The 23,613-nt window shown below is 71.2% G+C and carries 23 protein-coding genes; 7 read left to right on the forward strand and 16 right to left on the reverse strand.

The genetic code is table 11. From position 1 onward, the window contains the following. Positions 1 to 62: 62 nt before the first annotated feature. From FHX82_RS29135 to FHX82_RS29155, 5 genes are read right to left on the reverse strand one after another with little or no spacing between them, the layout of a single operon-like run. The gene (locus FHX82_RS29135; protein ID WP_145938913.1) at positions 63 to 839 is read right to left on the reverse strand and encodes an ABC transporter permease; all 777 of its coding nucleotides are present in this window, start codon (positions 837 to 839) and stop codon (positions 63 to 65) included. Positions 840 to 847: 8 nt separating this feature from the next. Then, a complete protein-coding gene (locus tag FHX82_RS29140) occupies positions 848 to 1,699 on the reverse strand; it encodes an ABC transporter permease (RefSeq protein WP_145938912.1) in 852 nt (283 codons plus the stop codon). Between the two features lie 5 nt (positions 1,700 to 1,704). Further along, positions 1,705 to 2,904 (reverse strand): ABC transporter substrate-binding protein, encoded by a 1,200-nt coding sequence (locus FHX82_RS29145; RefSeq protein WP_145938911.1) that lies wholly within the window; start codon positions 2,902 to 2,904, stop codon positions 1,705 to 1,707. Continuing rightward, entirely contained in the window at positions 2,897 to 3,988 is a 1,092-nt protein-coding gene (locus tag FHX82_RS29150; protein WP_183176899.1) for an ABC transporter ATP-binding protein, read from the reverse strand. Before FHX82_RS29150 ends, FHX82_RS29145 begins: the two co-directional genes overlap by 8 nt. Next, the gene (locus FHX82_RS29155) at positions 3,988 to 5,412 is read right to left on the reverse strand and encodes a gamma-aminobutyraldehyde dehydrogenase (RefSeq protein WP_145938909.1); all 1,425 of its coding nucleotides are present in this window, start codon (positions 5,410 to 5,412) and stop codon (positions 3,988 to 3,990) included. The genes FHX82_RS29150 and FHX82_RS29155 overlap by 1 nt, the downstream gene beginning before the upstream one ends. Before the next feature lie 113 nt (positions 5,413 to 5,525). On the opposite strand from FHX82_RS29155, the gene FHX82_RS29160 reads away from it, so the two are divergent. Both FHX82_RS29160 and FHX82_RS29165 read left to right on the forward strand, forming a co-directional pair. Beyond that, positions 5,526 to 6,266: a FadR/GntR family transcriptional regulator gene (locus FHX82_RS29160; RefSeq protein WP_145938908.1), complete on the forward strand. Its 741-nt coding sequence runs from the start codon at positions 5,526 to 5,528 to the stop codon at positions 6,264 to 6,266. Positions 6,267 to 6,284: 18 nt separating this feature from the next. Next, positions 6,285 to 7,010, forward strand: a complete 726-nt coding sequence (locus FHX82_RS29165; RefSeq protein WP_145938907.1) for a cache domain-containing protein — start codon at positions 6,285 to 6,287, stop codon at positions 7,008 to 7,010. Here the strand turns inward: FHX82_RS29165 and FHX82_RS29170 are convergent. Genes FHX82_RS29170 through FHX82_RS29180 form a run of 3 tightly spaced genes read right to left on the reverse strand, consistent with a single transcriptional unit; the run spans position 6,994 to position 9,527 of the window. Next, on the reverse strand, positions 6,994 to 7,758 hold the full coding sequence (locus FHX82_RS29170; RefSeq protein ID WP_145938906.1) for a helical backbone metal receptor: 765 nt from the start codon (positions 7,756 to 7,758) through the stop codon (positions 6,994 to 6,996). The genes FHX82_RS29165 and FHX82_RS29170 overlap by 17 nt on opposite strands. Further along, positions 7,755 to 8,120, reverse strand: coding sequence for a DUF4326 domain-containing protein (locus tag FHX82_RS29175; RefSeq protein ID WP_145938905.1), 366 nt, complete (start codon positions 8,118 to 8,120; stop codon positions 7,755 to 7,757). The genes FHX82_RS29170 and FHX82_RS29175 overlap by 4 nt, the downstream gene beginning before the upstream one ends. A gap of 3 nt (positions 8,121 to 8,123) precedes the next feature. Next, positions 8,124 to 9,527: an RNB domain-containing ribonuclease gene (locus FHX82_RS29180; RefSeq protein WP_145938904.1), complete on the reverse strand. Its 1,404-nt coding sequence runs from the start codon at positions 9,525 to 9,527 to the stop codon at positions 8,124 to 8,126. A gap of 116 nt (positions 9,528 to 9,643) precedes the next feature. On the opposite strand from FHX82_RS29180, the gene FHX82_RS29185 reads away from it, so the two are divergent. Together FHX82_RS29185 and FHX82_RS29190 are read left to right on the forward strand one after the other, a co-directional pair. Further along, positions 9,644 to 10,594 carry an ATP-binding protein gene (locus FHX82_RS29185; protein WP_145938921.1) on the forward strand — a complete coding sequence of 317 codons (951 nt, stop codon included), beginning with the start codon at positions 9,644 to 9,646 and terminating at the stop codon, positions 10,592 to 10,594. Between the two features lie 13 nt (positions 10,595 to 10,607). Next, on the forward strand, positions 10,608 to 10,994 hold the full coding sequence (locus FHX82_RS29190) for an SCO5389 family protein (RefSeq protein ID WP_145938903.1): 387 nt from the start codon (positions 10,608 to 10,610) through the stop codon (positions 10,992 to 10,994). A 36-nt stretch (positions 10,995 to 11,030) separates the two neighbouring features. On the opposite strand, the gene FHX82_RS29195 is transcribed toward FHX82_RS29190, so the two are convergent. Continuing rightward, positions 11,031 to 11,585 carry a TetR/AcrR family transcriptional regulator gene (locus FHX82_RS29195; protein WP_145938902.1) on the reverse strand — a complete coding sequence of 185 codons (555 nt, stop codon included), beginning with the start codon at positions 11,583 to 11,585 and terminating at the stop codon, positions 11,031 to 11,033. Between the two features lie 84 nt (positions 11,586 to 11,669). Between FHX82_RS29195 and FHX82_RS29200 the strand changes: the two genes are divergently transcribed. Further along, entirely contained in the window at positions 11,670 to 12,278 is a 609-nt protein-coding gene (locus FHX82_RS29200; RefSeq protein WP_145938901.1) for an NADP-dependent oxidoreductase, read from the forward strand. A gap of 4 nt (positions 12,279 to 12,282) precedes the next feature. On the opposite strand, the gene FHX82_RS29205 is transcribed toward FHX82_RS29200, so the two are convergent. Further along, positions 12,283 to 12,471, reverse strand: coding sequence for a hypothetical protein (locus FHX82_RS29205; protein ID WP_145938900.1), 189 nt, complete (start codon positions 12,469 to 12,471; stop codon positions 12,283 to 12,285). Positions 12,472 to 12,563: 92 nt separating this feature from the next. Here FHX82_RS29205 and FHX82_RS29210 point away from each other — a divergent pair, with 92 nt between their 5' ends. Both FHX82_RS29210 and FHX82_RS37890 read left to right on the forward strand, forming a co-directional pair. Beyond that, positions 12,564 to 14,297, forward strand: a complete 1,734-nt coding sequence (locus tag FHX82_RS29210; RefSeq protein WP_229881562.1) for an MFS transporter — start codon at positions 12,564 to 12,566, stop codon at positions 14,295 to 14,297. 1,412 nt (positions 14,298 to 15,709) lie between these two features. Continuing rightward, positions 15,710 to 15,886 carry a hypothetical protein gene (locus FHX82_RS37890; RefSeq protein ID WP_191303945.1) on the forward strand — a complete coding sequence of 59 codons (177 nt, stop codon included), beginning with the start codon at positions 15,710 to 15,712 and terminating at the stop codon, positions 15,884 to 15,886. Between the two features lie 388 nt (positions 15,887 to 16,274). Here FHX82_RS37890 and FHX82_RS29220 read toward each other — a convergent pair whose 3' ends face one another. From FHX82_RS29220 to FHX82_RS29245, 6 genes are read right to left on the reverse strand one after another with little or no spacing between them, the layout of a single operon-like run. After that, positions 16,275 to 17,270 carry a C40 family peptidase gene (locus tag FHX82_RS29220; protein WP_145938877.1) on the reverse strand — a complete coding sequence of 332 codons (996 nt, stop codon included), beginning with the start codon at positions 17,268 to 17,270 and terminating at the stop codon, positions 16,275 to 16,277. 2 nt (positions 17,271 to 17,272) lie between these two features. Beyond that, the gene (locus FHX82_RS29225; protein ID WP_145938876.1) at positions 17,273 to 17,869 is read right to left on the reverse strand and encodes a hypothetical protein; all 597 of its coding nucleotides are present in this window, start codon (positions 17,867 to 17,869) and stop codon (positions 17,273 to 17,275) included. Between the two features lie 8 nt (positions 17,870 to 17,877). Beyond that, the gene (locus tag FHX82_RS29230) at positions 17,878 to 19,908 is read right to left on the reverse strand and encodes a magnesium transporter (protein ID WP_145938875.1); all 2,031 of its coding nucleotides are present in this window, start codon (positions 19,906 to 19,908) and stop codon (positions 17,878 to 17,880) included. Then, positions 19,905 to 22,799 carry an ATP-binding protein gene (locus FHX82_RS29235; protein ID WP_145938874.1) on the reverse strand — a complete coding sequence of 965 codons (2,895 nt, stop codon included), beginning with the start codon at positions 22,797 to 22,799 and terminating at the stop codon, positions 19,905 to 19,907. Before FHX82_RS29235 ends, FHX82_RS29230 begins: the two co-directional genes overlap by 4 nt. A 3-nt stretch (positions 22,800 to 22,802) precedes the next feature. Further along, the gene (locus FHX82_RS29240) at positions 22,803 to 23,228 is read right to left on the reverse strand and encodes a hypothetical protein (RefSeq protein ID WP_145938873.1); all 426 of its coding nucleotides are present in this window, start codon (positions 23,226 to 23,228) and stop codon (positions 22,803 to 22,805) included. An 11-nt stretch (positions 23,229 to 23,239) separates the two neighbouring features. Continuing rightward, positions 23,240 to 23,506, reverse strand: coding sequence for a hypothetical protein (locus FHX82_RS29245; protein WP_145938872.1), 267 nt, complete (start codon positions 23,504 to 23,506; stop codon positions 23,240 to 23,242). Between the last annotated feature and the right edge of the window lie 107 nt (positions 23,507 to 23,613).

Here is a 23,613-nt window from a genome sequence, read left to right on the forward strand (position 1 = left end):
CCGTCCGCAATCGGGCGAAGTGGTGCGGTATGGGCGCGATGCCGGGAGTGCCGCGGGCGCGCTTAGAGCCTGCCGCCGCTCGTGGTGTCTCCGGACAGGCGTTGTGCCAGGTAGACCGGGACTGTGGAGACGACCACCAGCACCGCTGCCACCACGTTCACCACCGGGGCCTGGTTGGGGCGGAACAGGTTGTCGAGGATCCAGATCGGCAACGTCTGCTGTCCCGCGCCCAGGGTGAACGTTGTCACGATGATCTCGTCGAAGGACAGGGCGAACGCCAGCAGGCCACCCGCCAGCAGTGCCGAGCGGAGCATCGGGAAGGTCACCAGGCGGAACGTCTGCACGCCGTTCGCGCCCAGGTCCGCCGAGGCCTCCTCCAGGCTGCCACCCAGGCGCCGGAGACGCGCGACCACGTTGTTGAACACCACGACGATGCAGAACGTCGCATGGGCGATGATCGCCGTCAGCAGGCCCAGGTTCAGGCCCAGGATGGTCCGGAAAGCGTTGTTCAGCGCGATTCCCGTGACGATGCCGGGCAGTGCGATGGGCAGGATTATCAACAACGACACCGTATCCCGCCCGAAGAAACGGTGTCGTTGCAACGCGAAAGCCGCCATCGTGCCCAGGACCAGTGCCACCGCCGTCGCCGAGAGGCCCGCCACCAGGCTTGTCCACAGTGCACTCAGAACACCTGCGTTGCCGGCCGCGCGGGACCACCATTCCAGGGTGAAACCCGAAGGGGGCCAGCCGAACGTCGGATCGCTGTTCACGGAGTTCAGCAGCACCACCAGCAATGGTACGTAGATCACCGCCAGGCCGAGCACCAGCGCGGCTCTCATCGCGTGTTTCACAGGTTCTCCAATGCGCCCGTGCGCCGCACGACGGCGAGGTATCCCAGCATGATCACCACCGGCACGAGGGCGACCGTCGCCGCGAAGGGGAGGTTGTTCGCCGCGCCGATGTTGTCGTACACGACGTTTCCCAGCATCTGGCTGGCACCGCCGACGATCTTCACCGTGATGTAGTCGCCCAGCGACAACGAGAACGTGAAGATCGAACCCGCCACGATCGCCGGGAACGTCAGCGGCAGGATCACCGACCAGAACGTGCGGAACGGGCGCGCGCCCAGGTCGCCCGCCGCGTCGAGGAGCGAATCCGGCAGGCGCTCCAGGCCCGCGTAGATCGGCAGGATCATGTACGGCAACCACAGGTACGACAACGTGAGCACCGTCGCCGTGACCCCGTAACCCGGCGTCGACCCGAACGCCCAGCCCCACAAACCGTTACCCGACAACATGACCCGCCACGAGTACGCCTTCACCAGGTAGCTCGCCCACAACGGGGTCATCACCGCGATCACCAGCAACCGCTGGGCGCGTGGGGAGCAGAACCTGGCCATCGCGAACGCCATCGGGAACGCGACCACCGCGTCCACCACCGTCACCAGCACCGCGATTCCCAGCGTGCGCAATGTGATCGTGCGGTACACACCCTCGGTGAACAGTGTGCCGAAGTTGTCCAGCGACCACGAGGTCACCACCTGACCGGTGAACGTGTCCGTGGTCCAGAACGCGGTGACGAACAACGCCGCCAGCGCGCCGAGGTACGCCAGCCCGAGCCACAACAGCGGCGCGGACAGCAGCAGGCCCAGCCGCAGTTTCGGGTTGCGGTGCAGGAAACTCGAAGCGGCGAGGGTCACCGAGGTCACCCCTTGATCTCGGTCCAGGCGCGCGTCCACTCGCCGTAGTCCTTGCACCGGACGTCGGTGCGGCCGTCGACGCACTGTGTGATCGGCGTCGTCCAGTACCAGATCTGCGACGCGTAGGCGGCGTCCCCGGCGTGGTAGGAGTCGCAGAACTTCGGGTCCGACATCTGCGCGCACGCCTTCGAGTTCGCGGGCGCCTCGCCGAAGTACTCCGCCACCTGCGCGTTCGCCTTCGGGCTCACGATGTAGTCCAGCCACTTGTAGGCGCACGTCTTGTGCGCGGACTTCGCCGCCACCATCCACGTGTCCGACCAGCCCGTCGCACCCTCGGACGGCACCGCCGACGCCAACGGCGCGCCCTCGCCCTCGGTGAGGTTCACCGTCACCTGCCACGCCGTGCCGACGACCGAGTCGCCGTTCTTCAGCGCCTGACTCTCCTTGAGGTAGTCCGACCAGTACTCCGACACCAGCGGCCGCTGCTGCTTGAGCAGGTCGACCGCGGCGGCGAACTGCTTGTCGTCCAACGCGTACGGGTTCTTGATGCCCAGGTCCGGGTTGTGCTTCATCAGGTACAGCGCCGCGTCCGCGATGTAGATCGGCGAGTCGTACGCGATCACCTTGCCCTTGTACGGTGAGTTCGGGTCGAACATCACCGACCACGACGTGGGCGCGGGCCGCACCTTGTCGGTGCGCCACGTCAGGACGTTCGCGCCCCAGCCGTGCGGCACGCCGTACGCGACGTTGTTCACGCTGTTCCAGGGCTTGTTCTTGAGGAAGTCGTACACGTCCGCGTAGTTCGGCACGAGCGCGGTGTTGACCGGTTCGACGTCGCCGGACGCGATCAGCCGCAACGACGCGTCGCCGGACGCGGACACCACGTCGTACTGCCCGGTCTTCATCAGGTTCACGGCCTCGTCCGACGTGCCGAACGTCTTGACGTTGACCTGGCAGCCGGTCTGCTGCTCGAAGGGGGTGACCCAGTTGACATTCGGGTCGTTGGAGCCGTCCTCCGCGTACCCGGGCCAGGCCAGCACGTTCAGCGCGCCCTCCGGCTGACCGAGCTGGGCCAGGGGTTCGAGCTTCGGCGGCGTGAAGCCCGTCCCGCCGGACGAGCTCGTGCTGGAGGTGCCACAGGCCGCGACCGCCGTGCCCGCGCACAGCAGCCCGGCGAGCAGGCGCAGTGTCCGGCTCTTACGCATCGGTGTGCTCCTTGTCCTCGGGGATACGGAAGTTGTGCTCGTGCCGCCAGGCGAGGCGGACTCGGCCGTCGGCGAGTTCGGGGGCCGGTTCGGAGTTCTGGCGCACCACGGACAGCTGCCCGCCGGCGTCGAGCGACACCACGTAGCGCACCGTGGCGCCCGCGTAGAACGTGTCGGTCACCGTGCCCGTCGCGCTCACCTCGCCGGGCGCGGCGGGACGGGACAGGTCGGGGTCGAGGCGGATCTTCTCCGGGCGGATGCTGTACACCCCGCTGCGCCCGATCACGGCTTCCGCGCCCCGGCCGGACAACAGGTTCGACGTGCCGACGAACCCGGCGACGAAAGCGCTTGCGGGGTGCTCGTAGACCTCGACCGGGGTGCCGACCTGCTCGACGCGGCCCGCGTTGAACACCGCGATCCGGTCGCTCATGGTGAGCGCCTCGTCCTGGTCGTGCGTGACGAAGACGAACGTGATGCCCACGTCGCGCTGGATCTGCTTCAGCTCCGCCTGCATCGCGTGGCGCAGCTTGAGGTCCAGCGCGCCGAGCGGTTCGTCGAGCAGCAGCACCTTCGGCCGGTTCACCAGCGCGCGGGCGAGCGCGACGCGTTGCCGCTGGCCGCCGGAAAGCTGCGAAGGCTTGCGTGACCCGAAGTCCTCCAGCCGGACCGTCCGCAACGCCTCCTGCGCGCGTTGCCGCCGTTCGGCTCGCGGCACCCGCTTGACGCGCAGCCCGTACTCGACGTTCTGCCGCACGTTCAGGTGCGGGAACAGGGCGTAGTCCTGGAAGACGGTGTTGACGTCGCGCTGGAACGGCGCGAGCCGCGTGACGTCGCGCCCGCCGAGGTCGACCGACCCGGCGGTGGGCTGCTCGAACCCGGCGATCAGGCGCAGCACCGTGGTCTTGCCCGAACCGGACGGCCCGAGCATCGAGAAGAACTCGCCCTCGACGATCTCCAGATCGACCCCGTCGACGGCGGTGACCGGACCGAACTCCTTGCGCAGCCCGGACAACCGGACGGCGGCGATCCCGGCCGGGGCCTGTGGTGCGGTCTGCGGCAGCGAGGGGGCTTGGTTCGGCGACATCACGACCACGCCGTCATGACGTGCTTGACGCGGGTGTAGTCCTCCAGCCCGTACAGCGAGAGATCCTTGCCGTAGCCGGACTTCTTGAACCCGCCGTGCGGCATCTCGGCGACCAGCGGGATGTGCGTGTTGATCCACACGCAGCCGAAGTCGAGCTTCGCGGCCAGGCGCATCGCGCGGGAGTGGTCGCTGGTCCACACCGAAGACGCGAGCCCGTACTGGACGTCGTTCGCGTGGGCCAGCGCCTCGTCCTCGCTTTTGACGCTCTGCACGGTGACCACCGGCCCGAACACCTCGTTCTGCACGATCTCGTCGGTCTGCCGCAGGCCGGAAACCACCGTGGGCGCGTAGAAGAAGCCCTCGTCGCGCGCCCGTTTCCCTCCCGTGTGGACGGTCGCGTGGTCTGGCAACCGGTCGACGAACCCGCTGACCTTCGCCAGCTGGCCGGCGCTGTTGAGCGGTCCGTACGCCACGTCCGGGTCGTCGGGCAGGCCGGTCTTCGTGCCCTCCGCCTGCCGCGTCAGCGCCGCCACGAACTCGTCGGCGACGTCCTGGTGCACGAGGACCCGGGTGGCGGCCGTGCAGTCCTGGCCCGCGTTGAAGTACCCGGCCATCGCGATCGTTTCCGCGGCGGCCTCGAGGTCGGCGTCCGGGAAGACCAGCACCGGGGCCTTGCCGCCGAGCTCCAGGTGCACCCGTTTGACGTCGGCGGCGGCCGCTCCCGCGACCTCGATCCCCGCCCGCACGGACCCGGTGATCGACACCATCGCGGGGATCTCGTGCGCGACGAGCGCGCGCCCGGTGTCCCGATCGCCGCACACGACGTTGAACACGCCCGCGGGCAGGAATTCGGCGGCGATCTCGGCGAGCAGCAGCGTCGAGGCCGGGGTCGTGTCGGACGGCTTGAGCACCACGGTGTTCCCGGCGGCGAGCGCGGGCGCGATCTTCCAGATGGCCATCAGCAGCGGGTAGTTCCACGGCGTCACCTGCGCGCAGACCCCGACGGGCTCGCGGCGGACGAACGACGTGTGCCCCGCCAGGTACTCCCCCGCCGACCGGCCTTCGAGCGCCCGCGCGGCTCCGGCGAAGAACCGCAGCTGGTCGGTGACCATCGGCAGCTCTTCGGTCCTGGTCAGTTCGACCGGCTTGCCGGTGTTCGCGGACTCGACGCGGACGAGCTCGTCGCCGCGGGCTTCGACGGCGTCGGCGAGCTTCAGCAGCGCGAGCTGCCGGTCTCCCGGCGTCGTCCCGCGCCACGACTCGAACGCCGTGGCAGCGGCACGCAGGGCGCGGTCGACGTCCTCGGGTCCACCGACCGACGCCGTGCAGTACGGGCGTCCGGTGACGGGATCGACCACGTCGGCGCTGCGACCGTCCGCGGAGTCCACCTGCTCACCGGCGATGAAGTGCCTGAGCTGAGCCACATCTGCCTCCTGGTTCGGCGGAGATCGGCAAAACATATAAGACCATATTTCATATGACAAGATGGTGAGGCAGGATTGAAACCCGGCGGCACCCGAAAGACGCAAGGAGCGCGATGCGCAAGTCACCCAGCGCGAGATCAGTGCTGTTCGCGCCGCTGGACCAGACCGGAAGGGTCGAAGCGGTGACCCGGCGCCTCGTCGACGCGATCACCCTCGGTCTGCTGGCGGACGAGGAGCAGCTGCCCAGCGAGGCCGAGCTCGCCGGGCAGTTCGGCGTCTCCACGGTGACCGTCCGGGAAGCGCTCATGGCGCTGCGGCAGCAGGGGCTGCTCGAAACCCGGCGCGGGCGCGGCGGCGGCAGCTTCGTGCGCGCGCCGCGGGACGAGAGCAGGCACGCGACGACGTGGCGCGAACGCCTGCGGGAGGTGTCGCTGAGCGAGCTGCGCGACATCGGCGACCACTACGTCGCCATCGCGGGCACGGCCGCGCGGCTGGCCGCCGAGCGAAGCTCCACTGAGGACCTGACGCGGCTCGAACTGGCCGCCGAGGACCTCCGCGGCGCCACGGGCGCCGCGGCATCCCGCGCCGAGCGCCAGTTTCACCTGGAGGTGGCGGCGGCGTCGCAGTCCCCACGATTGACCCAGCAGGAGGTGTGGCTGCAAAGTGAGCAGGGCGCACTCCTCTGGCTGCCGCTCGGGCACGACCCGGACGACACCGCCTGCACCGAACACCGCGCGATCACCGCGGCGATCGGCCAGGCCGACGGGGACCTGGCACGCAAGCTCACCGAGGAACACATCCTGAACACCGTCGACCGGCTGGCAGAGCTGCACCTGGACCTGCTCGGCTCGTGAGCCGCGAGAACAAGGGGCGTGAACGCGTTGACTGGCGACGAGATCGTCGAAGAGGTGTCCGGACTCGTCGAGGCTGTCTTCGAGCGGCTGAAGCCGATCGTCGCGACGGCCGAGACCATCCTGGACCAGCCGGAGGTCCACGCCACCGACCTGGACCGGCTGCGGCCGCGGATCGAGCGGGGGCTCGGCGGCATCGTCGTCGGCGCCGGGTTCATCGCCGCGCCGGACACGCTCGCCGACCAGCGGTTCGGCTTCGAGTGGTGGACCACCACCGCGGACGGGACGCCGACGCAGCTGTTCATCAGCCTGGACCCGAACAGCGAGCGCTTCCTGGACTACACGCGCCAGTCGTGGTTCACCGTGCCCCGCGACACCGGCCGCCGCCACATCACCGGCCCGTACGTCGACTACCTGTGCACCGACACGTACACACTGACCTTCACGATCCCGGTGCGGCGTGACGGGCGCTTCGCCGGTGTCGTCGGCGCGGACGTCGTGGTGCGCGAGCTCGAACGAACGTTGCTGCCCCGGCTGCGCACGCTCGGCGGGCGCGCCGCGCTGGTCAACGCGCAGAGCCGGGTGATCGCGTCGAACAACGCGCGGCAGGCCACCGGCTCGCTCGTGCGAGACCCGGACATCCCGGCGTGGTGGGCTTCGGGCGCGAACGCGCTCCAGTCCGACGGCACGACGTTGCGCCGCTGCGGCGACTCCCCGATCGCGCTGCTGGTCACAACACCGCGCTGAGCTCGGCGTGCGCGGCCACCAGTGAGGGCCCGTACCAGGTCAGATACCGCCCGGACACCAGCACGTAAGGCACGTCCGGGAAGGCTTCCGGGCCGTCCTCGGCGGTGAACTCGTACGGCTCGTCGGGCAGGACCAGCAGGTCCGCCGTGCCGTCGGCGAACCACGAACGCAGCTCGTCCAGCTTCGGGCGGGGATACCGGTCCTCGTGCTCACCGTACACAGTGCACACTCCGAGCCTGTGCAGCACGTCGCCACCGAAGGTGTCCCGGCCGAGGATCACCCACGGTTTGCGCCAGACCGGCACCACCGCCCGCCGCCGGACCGGCCTCGTCTCCCGCCACAGCTCCTCGGCCTCGACGAGCCAGCGTGGTTCGGCCGCCTCGAACACCTGCGTCAGCAGCCGCCGCAGGGAGGCGAGCGCGTGCGGCACGGTCGCGGGCGCCGCCATGACCCACACGGGGAAACCGTTGGCCCGCAGGCGTTCCACGTCCTCCGGGCGGTTCTCCTCCGAGTTCGCCAGCACGAGGTCCGGCCGCAGGTCGAACACCCTGTCCAGCTTCGGGTACTTCGAGCCGCCCACGCGCGGTACGTCCAAATCGGACGGATGCGTGCAGTAGTCCGTCGCGCCCGCGAGCGCTCCCGGCACGGTCGTCGCCACCGCCTCCGTCAACGACGGCACGAGCGACACCACCCGCCGCGGCACCCCGCGCAGCGGCACGTCCTCGCCGAGGTCGTCGAACAGCGTCATGCCAGCCGCTCCAGCAGGACGTCGCCGTGGCACGGCTGCGGCGCGCACCAGCAGCCGAGCGCGCGGCCCTTCAGCTCGTCCAGCCGCGCGAGCAGGTCCGGCCGGCCGTCGAGGTACTCGCGGTAATGCCGGACCATCGCCTCGCGGTCGGTCTTCGCCTCACGCACGAACGGGTTCGCGAAGTCGGACTCGGGCCACGAGTGCCGCGGCCCGGCGTGGCCGATGTAGGTGATCAGGTCGCGTTCGACGAGCCACGGCACGAGGTGCTTGTGCGGCCCGGACTTGCGTACGTTCACCAGCACCGCGTGCCCGGCCGCCACCCGTTCGGCCAGCTCGCGTTCCGCATCGGTCCACTTGTCCACTGTTCACGCCCGTTCGAACGACACCTTGCGCTTCGTCACGTCCACGGCCGTCAGCCGCACGGGAATCCGCTCGCCCTCCGGCAGGTTCGCGCCGGCGCACCGGCCCGTCACCGGCGGGTCCTCCACCAGGATCTCCGCGCGGGCCTCCTCCGCCCGCAGCACCACCGCCTCGAACGTACCGCCGATCCGCTCGGCCAGCAGCCACGCCTCGACCTGGTCGATGCACGCCCGCTCGACGCGCGAGGCCAGGCCGTCCGAGGAGCTCATCAATACCGGCAGCTCGGGCAACGCGGCACGGACCCAGTCCGGCACCGGTCGGCCGGCGGTCACCGCCAGGCACACCTCGGCGGCGAAGCGGTCCACGAGCCGCCGGATCGGCGCGGTCACGTGCGCGTACGGCGCGCCGATGCCCGCGTGCGCGGTCGACGGCGGAAGCCCTCCGGCGAACGAGGTGTAACCGGCGCCACGCAGCAGGCGCGTCGTGCACGTGTAGAGCGCCATCGACTCCGGGCGCTTCGGATCCAGCCCGGCGAGCAGCTCGGCCACGCCCTTCCCTTCGGGCCAGTCGATGCCGAGCGCCTGCGCGGAGCGGCGTAACCAGGCGATGGAGGCCTCATCCGGATCGGGCAGCGTGCGCAGGACGCCGATCCCGGCCTCGATCATGATCGACGCGGCCGCCATCCCGGTCAGCAGCGAGATCTCCGCGTTCCACGCCTCCACGTCGTTGCGTGGGCGCGTGCCCAGCTGCCAGGCGCCCACGTCCCCGGTGACGATCGGCTCGGGCAGCTGCAGCTCGACGGCGCCGCGCTCGACCGCCAGCTGCCGCCGCAGCCTGCCCAGCTCCGGCAACGCGGTGACCGACGGGTGCGCGGTGCCCGTCTCCAGTGCCGCTTGGACGGTCTCGTAGTCGAACTGCTCGACCGACCGCACGAACGCGCGCCGCACCCGGGTCGCGGTCGGCTCGCCGCGCGAGTCCAGGTCGACCGTCCACAGCACCGCGGCCCGGACCTCCCCGGGCAGCAGGCTCGTGGCGCCTTCGGACAGCACGGGCGGGTGCAGCGGGACCGCCCCGTCCGGCAGGTAGATCGTCTGGCCGCGCCGGCGCGCCTCGCGGTCGACCGGGCCGCCGGGGGTGACGAACGCGCCGACGTCCGCGATCGCGTAGTGCACCCGGAATCCGTTCCCGCGGCGGCTGAGCACCATGGCCTGGTCCAGGTCCTTGGCGCCCGGCGGGTCGATGGTCACGAACGGGAGCGCGGTGGCGTCCTCGCGCCCGGCGTCGTCGGGATCGACGGCCTCGGCTTCGGCGAGCACGTCGGCCGGAAAGGACTCCGGCAGGTCGAACTCGGCGCGCAGGTGACCGAAGCCCCCGTCCGCCGAAGGTGGGCCGACCGCCGAGCGAGGCACGTTCCCACCCTAACCCCCGGAACGGGTGTTGATCCCTCGTTCGTGATTGGGCCACCCGGGTGTATCTTGCGCTCCTGATACTGAAAACCACTATCGTTTTCGAAATGGAGTTCGCCGTGAAGGTCGCCTTCGTCGGCAAGGGCGGCAGCGGGAAGACCACGCTGACCTCCCTGTTCGCCGCCTACCTCGCCGCGTCCGGCAAGCCCGTGCTCGCCATCGACGCGGACATCAACCAGCACCTGGCCGTCGCGCTCGGCGCGAGCGAGGAGGAGGCCGCCGCGCTGCCGACGCTCGGCGAGCACCTGCCGCTGATCAAGGACTACCTGCGCGGCGACAACCCGCGGATCGCGAGCGCGGACGCGATGATCAAGACCACCCCGCCGGGGCGCGGTTCACGGCTGGTCCGGCCGTTCGAGAGCAACCCCGTGCTGGACACGTGCTTCCGGGAGGTCGGCGGCGTGCGCCTCGGCGTCACCGGGCGGTTCACCGAGGACGACCTGGGCGTCGCCTGCTACCACTCGAAGGTCGGCGCGGCCGAGCTGCTGCTCAACCACCTGGTGGACGAGCGCGGCGAGTACGTCGTGATGGACATGACCGCGGGCGCCGACGCCTTCGCGTCCGGGCTGTTCACCCGCTTCGACGTGACGTTCCTGGTGTGCGAACCGACGCGCCGCAGCGTCGGCGTGTACCGGCAGTACGCCGACTACGCGCGCGACTTCGGCGTGCGGCTCGCGGTGGTGGGCAACAAGGTCGCCGACGAGGAGGACGTGGCGTTCCTGCGTGACGAGCTCGGCGACGACCTGCTGTGCTGGCTCACCGGCTCGGGCCACGTCCGCGCGGCGGAGCGCGGCCGCGCCCGCCCGGTCACCGCGCTGGAGGAGCACAACCTGACGGCGCTGGCTCACATCTTGTCCACTGTGGACTCGTGCGAGCGCGACTGGGTGCGGTACCACCGGCAGGCGGTGGAGTTCCACCTGCGCAACGCCCGTTCGTGGGCTGGGGCGGACCTGGCGGAGCAGGTCGACCCCGAGTTCGTCCCCGGCCCGCTGGCCGGGGTAACCGAGTGAGAAGGAGAAACCGTTGTCCCTGGACGTACCCGCCGCCCTGCTGGAGCGAGCCGAATCGGGCGAGGTGACGGACGCGGAGTTCGTCGCGTGCGTGCGCGACTCGCTGCCGTACGCGTGGCAGATCATCAGCGAGGTCGCCGCGGGCCTGGACGGCACCGACTTCGCCGACCACGCGACGCCGCCGCCGAGCGAGGCCGAGCGCGGCCAGCTACTGCGGGCGCTGGCGTCGGACGCGATCCGCGGCGGGCTGGAGCGGCACTTCGGGATGAAGCTGGCGTTCCAGAACTGCCACCGCGTCGCGGCCTTCCGCCCGGCCGCCGTGGACAGCGATGCCTACCGGGAGTTCATCTCGCCCGCCGGGCAGCTGCGCAACCAGAGCCCGGAACTGCGGGACTGCTGAGGTTCTGCCCCCGGTCGCGACGGCGGCCGGGGGCGTTCAGCCCAGGCTGTGGACCTCGGCGAAGGACTGCGCTATCAACGCGTGCGGGTCCCGCGACGGGTCCGCCCGCCACTCCCGCGCGGCGCGCTCGAACGCCGCCATGCCGACCTTCGCCGCCAGCAGCGCCAGCGACTCGGACAGACCGCGTTCCCGCAGGGCGTCGGCCATCGCGTGGTTCAGCGCCTCCACCTTGGCCAGCTCGCGCTCCCGCAGCTGCGGCGTGGCCGCGATGACCTTGATCCGCGGCCCGAGGAGAGGCCGGTTGCCCTCGATGATCGGCAGCACCGCGGAAAACGCCTCGCGCAGCACGGCGAGCGGCGGAAGGTCGGCAGGCGCCTCGGCGATCGCCGTCACGAGCGCCTCGCGCAGACCCGCTTCGCCCTCGAAGAACACCTCCCGCTTGTCGGCGAAGTGCCGGAAGAACGTCCGCTCGGTCACGCCTGCCCGCTCGGCGATCTGGGCCGTCGTCGTCGCGTCGTAGCCCCGGTCCAGGTACAGCTCCAGCGCCGCCTCCTGCAGCCGACGCCTCGCTTCCTCTCCGCTCCTGGGCATGTCGCCGATCCTACCTCGTTGTGACAGTTCCTGTCGCTACCGTGGTAGCGTCAGGAACTGTCACAACGAGCAGGAGGCCTTCCCATGAGGACCATCCGATTTCACGAGTACGGCGAGCCCGCGGACGTGCTGCGCCTGGAGGACGCCGCCGCACCCGAACCGGGCCCGGGACGCGTCCGCGTGGCCGTGCACGCCGTCGCCCTGAACCCCGCGGACTGGGCGTTGTGCCGGGGCCTGTTGCCCGGCACGCTGCCGCGCGGCATCGGCCTCGACGTGTCCGGCACCGTCGACGCCGTCGGCGAAGGAGTCACCGATGTCGTTGTGGGAGACCGCGTTCTGGGCAGCGCCGACTACGCGGGCCAGCCGACGGCGGGCGCGGGCGACCAGGCCGTCCTGGACCACTGGGCACTCGTGCCCGACGGGCTGGACCTCACTCAGGCGGCCGCCCTGCCGATGGCGGTGATGACCGCCGCCAACACGCTCGACCTCTTCGGTCTCACCGCCGGCCAGAGCATCCTGATCCACGGTGCGGGCTCGACGATCGGGTACGCCGCAACGCAGATGGCCCTCCTCCGCGGCGCGCGGGTGTACGCCACCGCCGGCGAGACCTACGCGGGCGACCTCGCCGCATTGGGCGCGAAGGTCACGAGCTACGGCGACGGCATGGCCGGGAAACTGATCCTGCTCCCGTGAGCACTCAGTTCCAGTCGGCGTCCTCGGCGTCCGCCTTCTTGGTCCGCTCCCGGGCGATGTCGAGCGCCCGCCGGGCGGTCGCCTCGTCCGGGTACGGGCCGAGGAGGTCGATCGAACGGGAGCGTTCGAGGTGCTCCACCTCGCCGGTCTTCGTGTTGTAGTACCAACCCTGATCGGGGTTCGCGTCCTTCATGGCACGAGCTTCGCATTTCCCCCGGCCGCTGTCATGCCGGTGCGGTTTATGGTTAGTTAGGTTGAGTAACCAACTAGGGGAAGTGGTGGAGCGTGGATCGGCAGGCTCGGGCCGCGATCGCGGTGCGGAACCCTCGGTACAAGTGGATCGCGTTGTCCAACACGACGCTGGGCGTGCTGATCGCGACGATCAACTCCTCCATCCTGTTGATCGCGCTGCCCGACATCTTCCGCGGTGTCCGGATCGATCCGCTCGCGCCCGGCAACACGAGTCTCCTGCTGTGGCTGATCATGGGTTACCTCGTGGTGACCGCGGTGCTCGTGGTGAGCTTCGGCCGCCTCGGTGACATGTACGGCCGCGTCCGGATGTACAACGCCGGGTTCGCCGTGTTCACGGTGTTTTCGATCCTGTTGTCCGTCACCTGGCTGCACGGGACGGCGGGTGCACTGTGGCTGATCGTCATGCGGATCCTGCAGGGCGTCGGCGGCGCGCTGCTGATGGCGAACTCGACGGCGATCATCACCGACGCGTTCCCCGTCGAGCAGCGCGGGCTGGCGCTGGGGCTCAACCAGGTCGCGGGTATCGCCGGGTCGTTCATCGGGCTGGTGCTGGGCGGGCTGCTGGGGCCGGTCGAGTGGCACACGGTGTTCCTGGTGTCGGTGCCGATCGGGGTGTTCGGCACGGTGTGGGCGTACTGGAAACTGCACGACACGGGCGTGCGCAACCCCGCGCGGCTCGACTGGTGGGGCAACCTCACGTTCGCGGTCGGGCTCATCGCGGTGCTCGTCGGGATCACCTACGGCATCCAGCCCTACGCCGGGCACACCATGGGCTGGACCAACCCGTTCGTGCTCGCGATGCTCATCGGCGGCGTGGTGGTGCTCGGCGTCTTCTGCGTGATCGAGACGAAGGTGCCGGACCCGATGTTCCGGCTGCGGCTGTTCCGGATCCGCGCGTTCACGGCGGGCAACCTGGCGAGCCTGCTGGCGTCGCTCGGGCGCGGCGGGCTGCAGTTCATCCTGATCATCTGGCTGCAGGGGATCTGGCTGCCGCGCCACGGTTACAGCTTCGAGTCGACGCCACTGTGGGCGGGCATCTACATGCTGCCCGTGACGGTCGGGTTCCTCGTCGCCGGGCCGCTGTCGGGCTGGCTGTCCGACCGGTTCGGCGCGCGCCCGTTCGCGACGGGTGGCATGGCCATCGCGGCGGTGAGCTTCCTGTGGCTGTTGCTGTTGCCGGTGAACTTCGCGTACTGGCAGTTCGCGTTGGCACTGCTGCTCAACGGGCTGGGCATGGGCCTGTTCGCGTCACCCAACCGCGCCGGGATCATGAACGCTCTGCCGCCGCACCGGCGGGGCGTCGGCGCGGGGATCAGCACGACGTTCCAGAACTCGGCGATGGTTCTGTCGATCGGGATCTTCTTCAGCCTGATGATCACGGGTATCGCGCGGGACCTGCCGTCGACGCTGACGAACGGCCTTGTGGCGCAAGGGGTTCCAGCGTCGAGCGCGGGTGCGCTGGGAGCGCTGCCACCGGTGGCGGTGCTGTTCGCGTCGCTGCTGGGCTACAACCCGCTCGGGACACTGCTGGATCCGAGCGTGCTGCACCAGCTGCCGCAGTCGCGTGTGGACGTCCTGACCGGACGCGAGTTCTTCCCGGACCTGATCTCGGGCCCGTTCGCCACGGGGTTGACGGTGGCGTTCGGGTTCGCGATCGCGGCGTGCCTGGTGGCGGGCGTCGCGTCGTGGCTGCGGGGCGGGAAGTACGTGGCGGAGGAGCCGGTCAGGGACGGTAGCGGTACGGAAGCTCCGTCGGCTGCCCGGTAGGACCGAACCGGGGCTGCTCGCCGTCCTCCGGGTACTCGTCGAACCACCCCCGCTCGGCGGCGGGAATCCCGCGGGGCGGGGTCTCCTCGCCGGACAGCGCGGACTCCACGCGGGACGGCCCCTCGGCGGCGGGCGTGGGGGGCGTTTCGGGCTGGAGGCGGCTGGTCCAGTCGGGCGCCGGAGGCGGAGTCCACGTGGCGACCCGCTTCGGCGCGGGCGCCAGCGGCGGCGCGGGGGGCTGGGGGGTGGCTTCCGGGGCCGGGGGGTGAGGTGCGGTCTCGGGAGCCGCGGCGGCCGGTGGTTGCGCGGCTTCCGGGGCCGAGGCGGCGGGCTGCGGCGCGGTCTCCGAAGCCGGGGGCTGGGGGGCGGTCTCCGGGCTCGGAACGGCCAGTCGCTGGAGTGGGGACTCCGACACCCAGGCGGCCGGTGGCTGGCGCGTGGCTTCCTGAGCCGCGGCGGCCGGTGCCTGGGGGGCGGCCTCCGGAGCCGGGGCAGCCGGAGGCTGGGGGGCAATGGTCTCCGGAGCCGGGGTGGCAGGGGCCTGGAATGCGGCTTCCGAAGCCGCGGCGGCCGGTGGCTGAGAAACGGTGACTTCCGGAGCGGGAGTGGTCGGGGGCTGAGGTGCGGTCTCCGGAGCCGAGGTGGCCGGAAGCTGAGGGGCACCCTCAGCAGCGGCGGGCGGGTGCGGCGTTTCCGGCGCAGGGGCTTCGGCCTCCCCGGCCGGGGGCTGGGTGAACGGTGCCTGCGCTGCGGCCTCCGCGGCAGGAGGCTGGGTGAACGGTGGCTGCGCTGCAGACTCGGCGGGGGGCTGGATGAACGGTGGCTGGGCTTCGGCCTCCCCCGCCGGAGGCTGGGTGACCGGTCGCTGCGCCGCGGCCTCGGCGGGGGGCTGGAGTGGGCCTTCCGAAGCCGGGGCGGCCGGAGGGTGGGGCTGCGCGGCCGGAGCTTCTAATGCCGGAGCCTGGGCGACCGGCTCTCCGGGAGCTTCCGGCGCCGGAGGCTCGGAGTGCGCGACCGGCGGCAGAGGCGAGGCATCCGAGGGCTGGAAGTGCCCCGTGGCCTCGGCGGCGGGCGGCGGAGAGTACGCGGGCGGGGCCGCCGGAGACTCAGCCGCCGAGGACTGGGCCGACGCAGCCTGGGCCGCCGGGGACTCAGCCTGCCGGGACTGGGCCGCCGGGGACTCAGCCGACGCAGCCTGGGCCGTCGGGACCTCAGCCACCGGAGACTGAGCGGCCGAGACCTCAGCCACCGGAGGCTGGGCGGCCGAGACCTCAGCCGACGCAGCCTGGGCCGCCGGGGACTCAGCCGCCGGAGGCTGGGCGGCCGGAGCCCGGAACTCCGCCGTCCCGGGAACCGCCTGCTCCGTCGCCCCCGGGTCGGGAGTCGCTGCGCTCTGGGGTGCAGGAGGTGGCGTGGTGCGCCACACCGGTGCGGGCGGGATGTTCATCGGCACCGCCCTCGCCCGCTGCTGGCCGGGGTCCGCCGGTTGCCTCCGGGCGGTGCTGCGCGGCGGGATCGGGTCCAGCACCGACACCAGGACGCGCGTGTGCTCCGGGTCCTCCACCTTCCGGCCGCTGCGCTCGCGATAGACCATGTCCCCGTCGGCGTCGATCTCCACCAGGTAGCCGGCCTCGGCGAGTTGCTCCTCGTCCAGGTCGACCAGGTTCTCGTACCTCGACGGCACCACCCGGTACACCGGCCACGACAGGTTCCCGTGCGCCTGGTGGAACTGCGCCAGCATCGCCGACATCTGCTGCTGCCACGGCAACGACATGCCCTCAGCCAGCGACCGCGGCAGCACCACGTAGTTCTCGTCCACCCCGGGCCAGCCGGGCGCCAGGTAGTCCGCCAGCGGGGTGCTCGACGCGGGACGCGCGGCCGAGCGCGGCGGCGGAACCGGCGCGCCGAACAGCTCGGCCGGGTCCTTCCCGGTCTTCCGCTTCCCGAATTTCTTAGCCACGAGAACCTCTCCGCCTCTCACACACCCGGCCGCACGGCCTGCGGCACGAGCTCGTTCTCGTCGAACGACACCGAACGGACGTGCACCGGCACGCCGGTCTGCTGGGCCTCCACTATCTTCCCACCGCCCAGGTACATCGCCACATGGTGAATGGTGTTCGGGTTAGACGGGTCGTACGCCCAGAACAGCAGGTCACCGGGCTGTGCACTGCGCACCGGCAGCATCGCGCCGTCGTGGTACTGGTCCCTCGACACCCGGTCGAGCGTGATGCCCGCGGCCTCGTACGCCCGCAGCATCAGGCCCGAGCAGTCGTACGAATCCGGGCCCGTCGCGCCCCACACGTACGGCTTGCCCTGCTCCCCCAGCGCGAACTCGATCGCCGAGGCCGCCGCCCCGTTCGCCGGCAGCGCCAGCCCCACGCTCTGCCCGCAGCCCACCGCGTCACTGACCTGGCCGACGTTCTGCACCAGGTTCGCCGCCATCGGCTCCCAGCGGTGGTAGCGGTCGGGGAACGCCGAGCGCTCCACGTCCTGCGCCGAGTCGCCCGGCCGCTGCCCGTCCCAGTTCGGCACCGACAGCAGCACGTCGTAGAACTTGTTGATCTCGTACGTGACGTCCTGCAGCTGACCGACGGTGCCCCAGCCCATCGACGGGCGCATCTGGAAGATGCCCAGCGAGTCGCGGTCACCGAACGCGAGGTTGCGCAGGCCGGACTCGGTCATGCCCGCCTGGATCGCGATCTGCCACGCCCGCGGCGACAGCCCGCGCTGCTTGCCGATCGCGATGATCTGCGCGACGATCCCCCGCTGCGTGGCGTCGAGCCGGTCGGCCTGCCCCTGCGCCGTCTGCGCGTCACCCGCGTCAGTGGGGCCGATCGCCGCGTCGCAGCTGAGGTTCTGCACCCGCGCCTGCGCGGCCTGCTGGTCGGTGACCACCTTCGCGACGACACCCGTGGTGAACACCGCCGCGAACAACGCGGCGACCACCACGCCGATGATCACCCCGAGCCGCATCGTCAGCTCGCCTGGTCGTAGCCGGTCACGCGCCAGCCCGCGGCGGTCTGCGCGACGGTGATGCTCAGCTGCGGCCCGTCGGTGGGCACGAGCACGAGCACGGAACTCGTGTAGGACTCGGTGACCCGGGGATCACCGGTCAGCCTGGTCGCGGGGATGTTCGCCGGGTCCACTGTGGACATCTGTGGCAGGTACTCGTCGGTGGTGTACGGCCGCAGCCCGTCGAGCCACTGCGCGTTGGTCATGCCCGCCGGGTGCGTGACCCACGCCTGCGCCCACAGCTTCGCGACGTTGAGCGCCTCCGGGTTCGGCGCCGCCGACGTCGGCTGCAGCAGTGGCGCGGTGAGCCGGGAGGACATCGGCGTCGACGTGGTGCCCGCGGGCACCTTTGCCGCCGACGACGCGGGATCGGGCACGCGCGCGGGCGTGACCTTGCTGCCCGCGGGCGACCCGAGCAGCTGCGGCACGGCGATCCCGATCGCGATGATCAGGATCAGCACGGCCACCGCGGTGCCCGCGAGGTGCCGCGGCGAGCGCAGCGGAAAGCCCCACAGGCGCCGGTAGACCGCGGCGCGCCCACGATTCGTCCTGATCGGCATCGCTCACCTCACCGCACGACCTGGTCGGTGTCGCGCACTTCGAGCCCGCGCGACGGGCGGTACAGCACGTGCACCGGCTTGCCGCCCACCAGCTCCGGCTCCACGCGGCGCGGCCGCGGCACGGGCACCCTGGCGGCCTGCGGCGCCGGTTGCAGCCGCGACGGCACCACCACGGAGTCGGCCTGTTCGGTGTCGCCATCGAACACCGGCGACGTGTCGACCCGCCTGCTCGGCTGCGCGACCCAGCCCGCGTCCGCGCGGCGGGTGCTGCCCGGCGGGGCGGAGTACACGTAGTCGTCCGGGCTGCCGCCGGCAGGCGCGTAGCCCGGGTACGCCCCGGCACCACCGCCGCCCGCGGGCAACGCCTGGCGCGGCCGGTTCCCCGGCAGCGCACCCGACCAAGCCGCGGCGGGGCGGGAAGCCATCGAGCCGGAGCCGTCGAGCCGCTGTGAGCTGGCGAAGATCGTCGCCTCCGGGCGGTAACGGCCACCGCCCGCCGTCGCACCGATCGGCCCGCGTGTTTCGAGGTCGCTGTCGTCGGAGTCCCGCACGTTCTGCCAGAACTCGTCCTGCGGCGTCGGGCCCTGCTTGCGGCGGAAGCGCGAGAAGAGACCCGACGGCGCCGGCACACCCGAACCGACCATGCCGACCGACATCTCGACCATCTGCCACAGCCGCCGCACCGGCCGCCCCACGAGGAACAGCAGCACGGTGACCAGGCCCGCCATCGCCATCTGCGTGAGCATCGACAACGCGCTGCCCGCCGCGAAGATCGCCTGCAGCAGCAGCGCGTGCACCCCGGCGAGCACCGCGAGCACGATGAGGTTGAACCCGACCCCGCCCAGCACCTTCGCCACGCGGCGGAGAATGTCGTGGTGCACCAGCGCGACCAGGCCGATGAGCGGCGCCGTGAGCGCGAACAGCCGGATGAGCACCTGCGCCAGGAGCACCGAAGCCTTGGCCAGCAGCTGGAACAGCGCGTACACGATGCTCTGCAGCAACGCCAGGAACCCCGCGCCGGTGCGGCTGCCGCCCTCGCCGGTGAAGTACGGCGTGGCGGTGCCCAGCTGCCCGGCGATGTTCTTGTACGACGCCTTCTTCGCGTCCACGACGGCCTGGTTCGCGTCGTCGCCGTTGCGCACCTGGTCCCACGTGAACGCCTGCGCGTCCAGCAGCGGCCTGCCGAACTGCGTCGCCTGCGAAGCGTCGGGCGCGCCGAACTCCCCGCGCAGCCAGTTGTTGTAGACCACCTGCGTGTGCAGCTCGGTGGGCAGGATCTCGCGGACCACACGGTCACCCGAGTCGTCGACGAACCCGGCCTGGATGTTGGTGGTGGTCTGGACGATCGCCTTGTCGATCGGGTCGAAGTACCGCAGCATCGCGAGCGACGACGCGGCGAGCCACACCGCGCCCAGCCCGTACAGCGCGCGTTTGCTGACCGCGGCCAGGTCGCCGCGCCAGATGTTGCGGAACATCAGGATCGCCAGCAGCAGCGCGGCGATGCCGAACAGCTGCGCGTAGATGTTGTTGTAGACCTTCTCGGCCCCGCTCTTGACCGCGTCGTAGATCGGGTTGAGCAGGCCGCCTTCCATCACCGTGTAGTGCAGCGAGTTGGTGGCGCCGACGATGTTCTTGCCGATGTTGAACAGCTCGTTGCCCGCCCACGTGTCGATGGTCGAGTTCGGGCTGGAGAGCCCGGACAGCGGGCCGCAGTCGGTCTGGAAGACGTACCAGACCATGCCGGCGTAGCTGTAGTCCAGGTACGCGCTGCCGTTCTCGCCGTGCGTCGCGGGCGGGTCGATGGCGCCGACCATGCCCGCGCCGGGGCGTTCGGGCGTGGGCGCCTCACCGCAGGCCGCCGCCGAGGCGGCCGGGGCCGTGGCCACCGCCTGCAGGCCGAGCACCAGCGCGACCATGGCCACCGTCGCCCAGCGGCCGGGTCTTTTGCCGCGGAACCCTCCCCTGCGGAGGAATCCCTTGAACGCGTGCCACCCCCAAGCGCAGGCCAGCACGAATCCCAGCGTCAGGACGGTCGTCATGCGGCGTCCCGGCCATGACCGCCCCGTTTGCCCGCCGTCGCGTGCTCGGCGCCGCCGGGCACGTCCTCGGCGAGGATCTGCTCCTCGGTGAGCCCGACCTCGCGCTCCGCCGCGAGCTCCAGGTCCTCCTCCAGCTCGTCGTCCGGAGGCGGCACGGGCACGTGCGGCTTCTCCTCCTGCTCGGCCTCGCGCGCCGCGCGGTTGTCGGCGGGCAGCGCGTCCTTGGAACCCGGCGTGGTGTCCATGACCGCACGCAGGTGCTCCAGGTGCGGCCCGGAGAAGTCGACGCGGATGCGCTCCACGCCACCGGCACCGTCACCGAAGATGAACTGCCGCGGCTCACGGTCGCGCTCGGCGTCGCGGTGCGCGCCGGGGCGGCGGCCCAGCGCCGCGACGACCTGCTCGTACCCGACGCCGACCGGCACCTTCAGCAGGCGCAACGCGTCGGCCTGCGCCTCGTCGTCGTCGAGGCGGCCGACGAACACCGAGTCCAGCAACGCCACGAAACCCTGGATCTTCAGGAAGTCCGCGGGGATCTGCGACGACAGCAGCACCCGGACGTTCCACTTCCGCGAGTCACGCGCGAACCGGTTCATCAGCACGCGCCCCGTCGGCACCTCGGACAGGAAGAACGCCTCGTCGATCCAGACGCCCTTGCGCAGGTCCTTCGGCTTCTCGTACACCGAACGCTGCGTGAGCCACGCGGCGAGGTTCAGCATCTCCACGCCGAGCGCCTCGGCGTCGGTCCAGTGCTCGCGGCCCACGCCGTCCTTGGGCAGGGTCAGGCCCGCCATGGTCAGCACCGTCAGCCGGTCGTCGCGGGTCTCGGAGTACGGGTCGGCGTCGTCCTCCGGGATGAGCAGCGACATGCGCTCGCGCATCTCGTCGAGGAAGTCCGCGACGACGACGGCGTGCTCGTGGTGCTCGCTGGAGTCGCGCCGCAGCGCGTCGATCACCTGCCCGGGGTCGGCGTCGTAGCGGCCGCCGACCGTGCGGACCGCGCGCAGCAGCACGATCCGGCTCTGCGGCATCCGCGCCACCTCGTACGGCAGGATCCCGGTCAGCACGTCGAGGACCAACCGCCGTCGGGTCGCGCCGGCCAGCGCCCGTTCTCGCCGCCACGCCCGCTCGGGGTCGTCCTCGTCCAGGAAGTGCTCCAGCAGCGGCTCCGCCACCACCCGGTAGGGGTTCAGGATGCCGGGTTGTGCATTGAGCAAGTTGATGGGCCGCGCGTACGGCCGCAGCTCCGGCAGGTCGCACAACCTCGACAGCGGGCCCGACGGGTCCAGCAGCGTCCAGTGCGCGCCCGCGCGGATCGTCTTGTAGACGATGCCGCCACCGAGGAACGACTTGCCGCCACCGAGGCCCGCGACCATCGCGGTCAGACCAGAGCCGTCGCGGATCTCCTGCGCCATCCACGGGTCCCACGCCACCGGGCGCCGGGTCGCCGTGACCGTCTCGCCGAGCAGGATGCCCCGCCGGTCGCCGACCTCCGCGGTCGCCGTCGGCACCGCCGCCGCGGCCCACACGACCGAACCCCGGCGCATGTACGCCGAGGACGCGAGCGGCTCGCCCGGGATGAACTCCCGCGCCATCGCGTACTGCGCCTCGGGGTGCTCGATGGCGACCTTCGGCTTGTACAGGTCGAGCAGCTGCTGGGCCAGGCGCAGCGCCTCGCGCTCGGTCTGCCCCGACACCGCCAGCCGCCACCACGAGCGCACCCGCGTGGCCAGCGCGGTGAAGCCCGACGTCATCTCGTCGTCGATCTCCAGCACGCGGGACGCCTGGCGCGCGAGCGACTGCGGTGGCTCCAGCTCGTGCTCGTCGGTGTAGTGCTTGACCTGCGAGCGCACCTTGTTCATCTGGCGCTGCAGCTCACCGGCCACCTCCTCGGGGCGGCGCACGTAGATCCGGGCGGACCACTCCACGGCGGCCGGCAGCCGGTCGGCGTGCTGCACCCACGGGTCGTCGACCTCGGGGATCTGCAGGCCGTGCATCTGCCCCACGGTGAGCACCGCGACGTGCCGCTTCAGCCCGGCGTTCGACCCGGTGCGCCCGCGAACGGTCAGCGTCGGCGCGTACGGCTCGGCGTGGAAGTCCGCGGCGTCGGTGAAGCTCGCGAGGTCCTCCGGCTCCCACTCGGTACCCGGCACGGCGGGCAGGTTCCGCGGCGCGGGCAGCCCCAGCGAGCACGAGCGGTGCATCAGCCAGGACATCTCCTCCGCGTGCACCGGCCGCCCCTCCAGTCCGGAGGAGCCGATGACCTGGTCGAGGTGCTCGACCTCGGAGTCCAGCGCGGTCAGCTCGGCGTCCACGGCCTCGGGCAGGATCTTGCGCAACAGCGGCGCGGCGCTCTCGACCGCGCGGTCCACCATCCGCCGGGTCTGCACCTGGACGCCGATGTAGACCTCCTTCTCGGCCATCGAACGGCCCATGAGCTGCTGCTGCTCGCCGATCAGGTAGTCGTCGAACGACAGCGTGCCCGGCACGTCCTGCGGGCGGCCGACGGCGTTGTGCACGTGCGCCTCGGCCCACATCCGGATCGGGTACGGGCGCGTGGTGACCCGCAGGTGCAGCCAGCGGCCCTGCAGCTCCGCGTACTGCCCGGCGATCGCCGCGATGAGGTCCCGGCGCTGCGAGTCGGACCGGAACGACCAGCGCTGCGGCGCCAGCCGGTACCAGGCGTAGACCTCGTGCCCGGTGCGCAGCAGGTGCCCGTCGATGCTGCGGGCCGCGATGGACGGGGTGTAGCTGGGAATCGCCTGCTCACCCGGCAGTCGCCGGCTTCCCTGGTTCTTCTTCGCGCCCGCCGGGGCGCCACGGCCGCGCTGCGGCTGCCACTCGGTGGCACCGCCCGCGTCGCGCTCCCGGTCCTTCCGGCGACCGAACAACAGCTACCTCCTCGCCGGAGCCGCGCCACGGCGTGCTCGGGACCTGTCAGGGCGTTTGTTCCTTGGCAACGGGCGCTGCGAGCGGACGCGCAGCTTGCCGGCGGTCACCGCACCGCCCTCCCCTCGCGGTTTCTCGCGCGGCGTGTGCAGCTCTCGCAGCCACATCGTGAACACCGCGCCGAGCGGGCGCTCGTGACTGATCTTTCTCGTGATCAGTCTGGTGATCAAGATCGTTGCCACGAACGCCCACGCCGTGGAGAAGAACCCGAACCCGACGCCGAGCTGGCGTTCGACCGTCAGGACCACCAGGAAGACGGCGATGCCGACACCCCACGCGACGTACCTCGCGCGCCAGGGGAACGTGGCCTTCGGGGGGCCGAGCCACACCGCGTCGACCCGGTAGACCTCGTCATCGGTTCGAATCCGCACGGGGTCTCGTCTCAGCCGGTGAACAGGCCGGCGATCCACTCGCCGACGTTCACGCCCAGCCCGCTCACGGCGAGGCCGACGATCGCGAGCGCGATCACCACACCTGCCAGGCGGCGCATGACGCCGGCGTTGTCGCCCTTGCCGCCGCCCAGCCAGAGCAGCAGCAACGCGACGGCCAGCAATACGAGCGGGATAACGTTGTCGAGCATCCACTGCTGGACGCCTCGGGTCTTGATCTCGCCCTCAGCGAGGTGCTGCACAAGCGTCATCATGGTCATCGCGTACTCCCGGGTGCGAGGAGTGTGGTCGGGTGGGTCTCGCCGGGCGGGGCCCACGGGGTGTGGAGCTTGTCCGGTCTGGTCTACATCATGATGGCGTGACTACC

This window comes from Amycolatopsis bartoniae (assembly GCF_014191255.1).
GTDB classification, from domain to species: Bacteria; Actinomycetota; Actinomycetes; order Mycobacteriales; family Pseudonocardiaceae; genus Amycolatopsis_E; species Amycolatopsis_E bartoniae.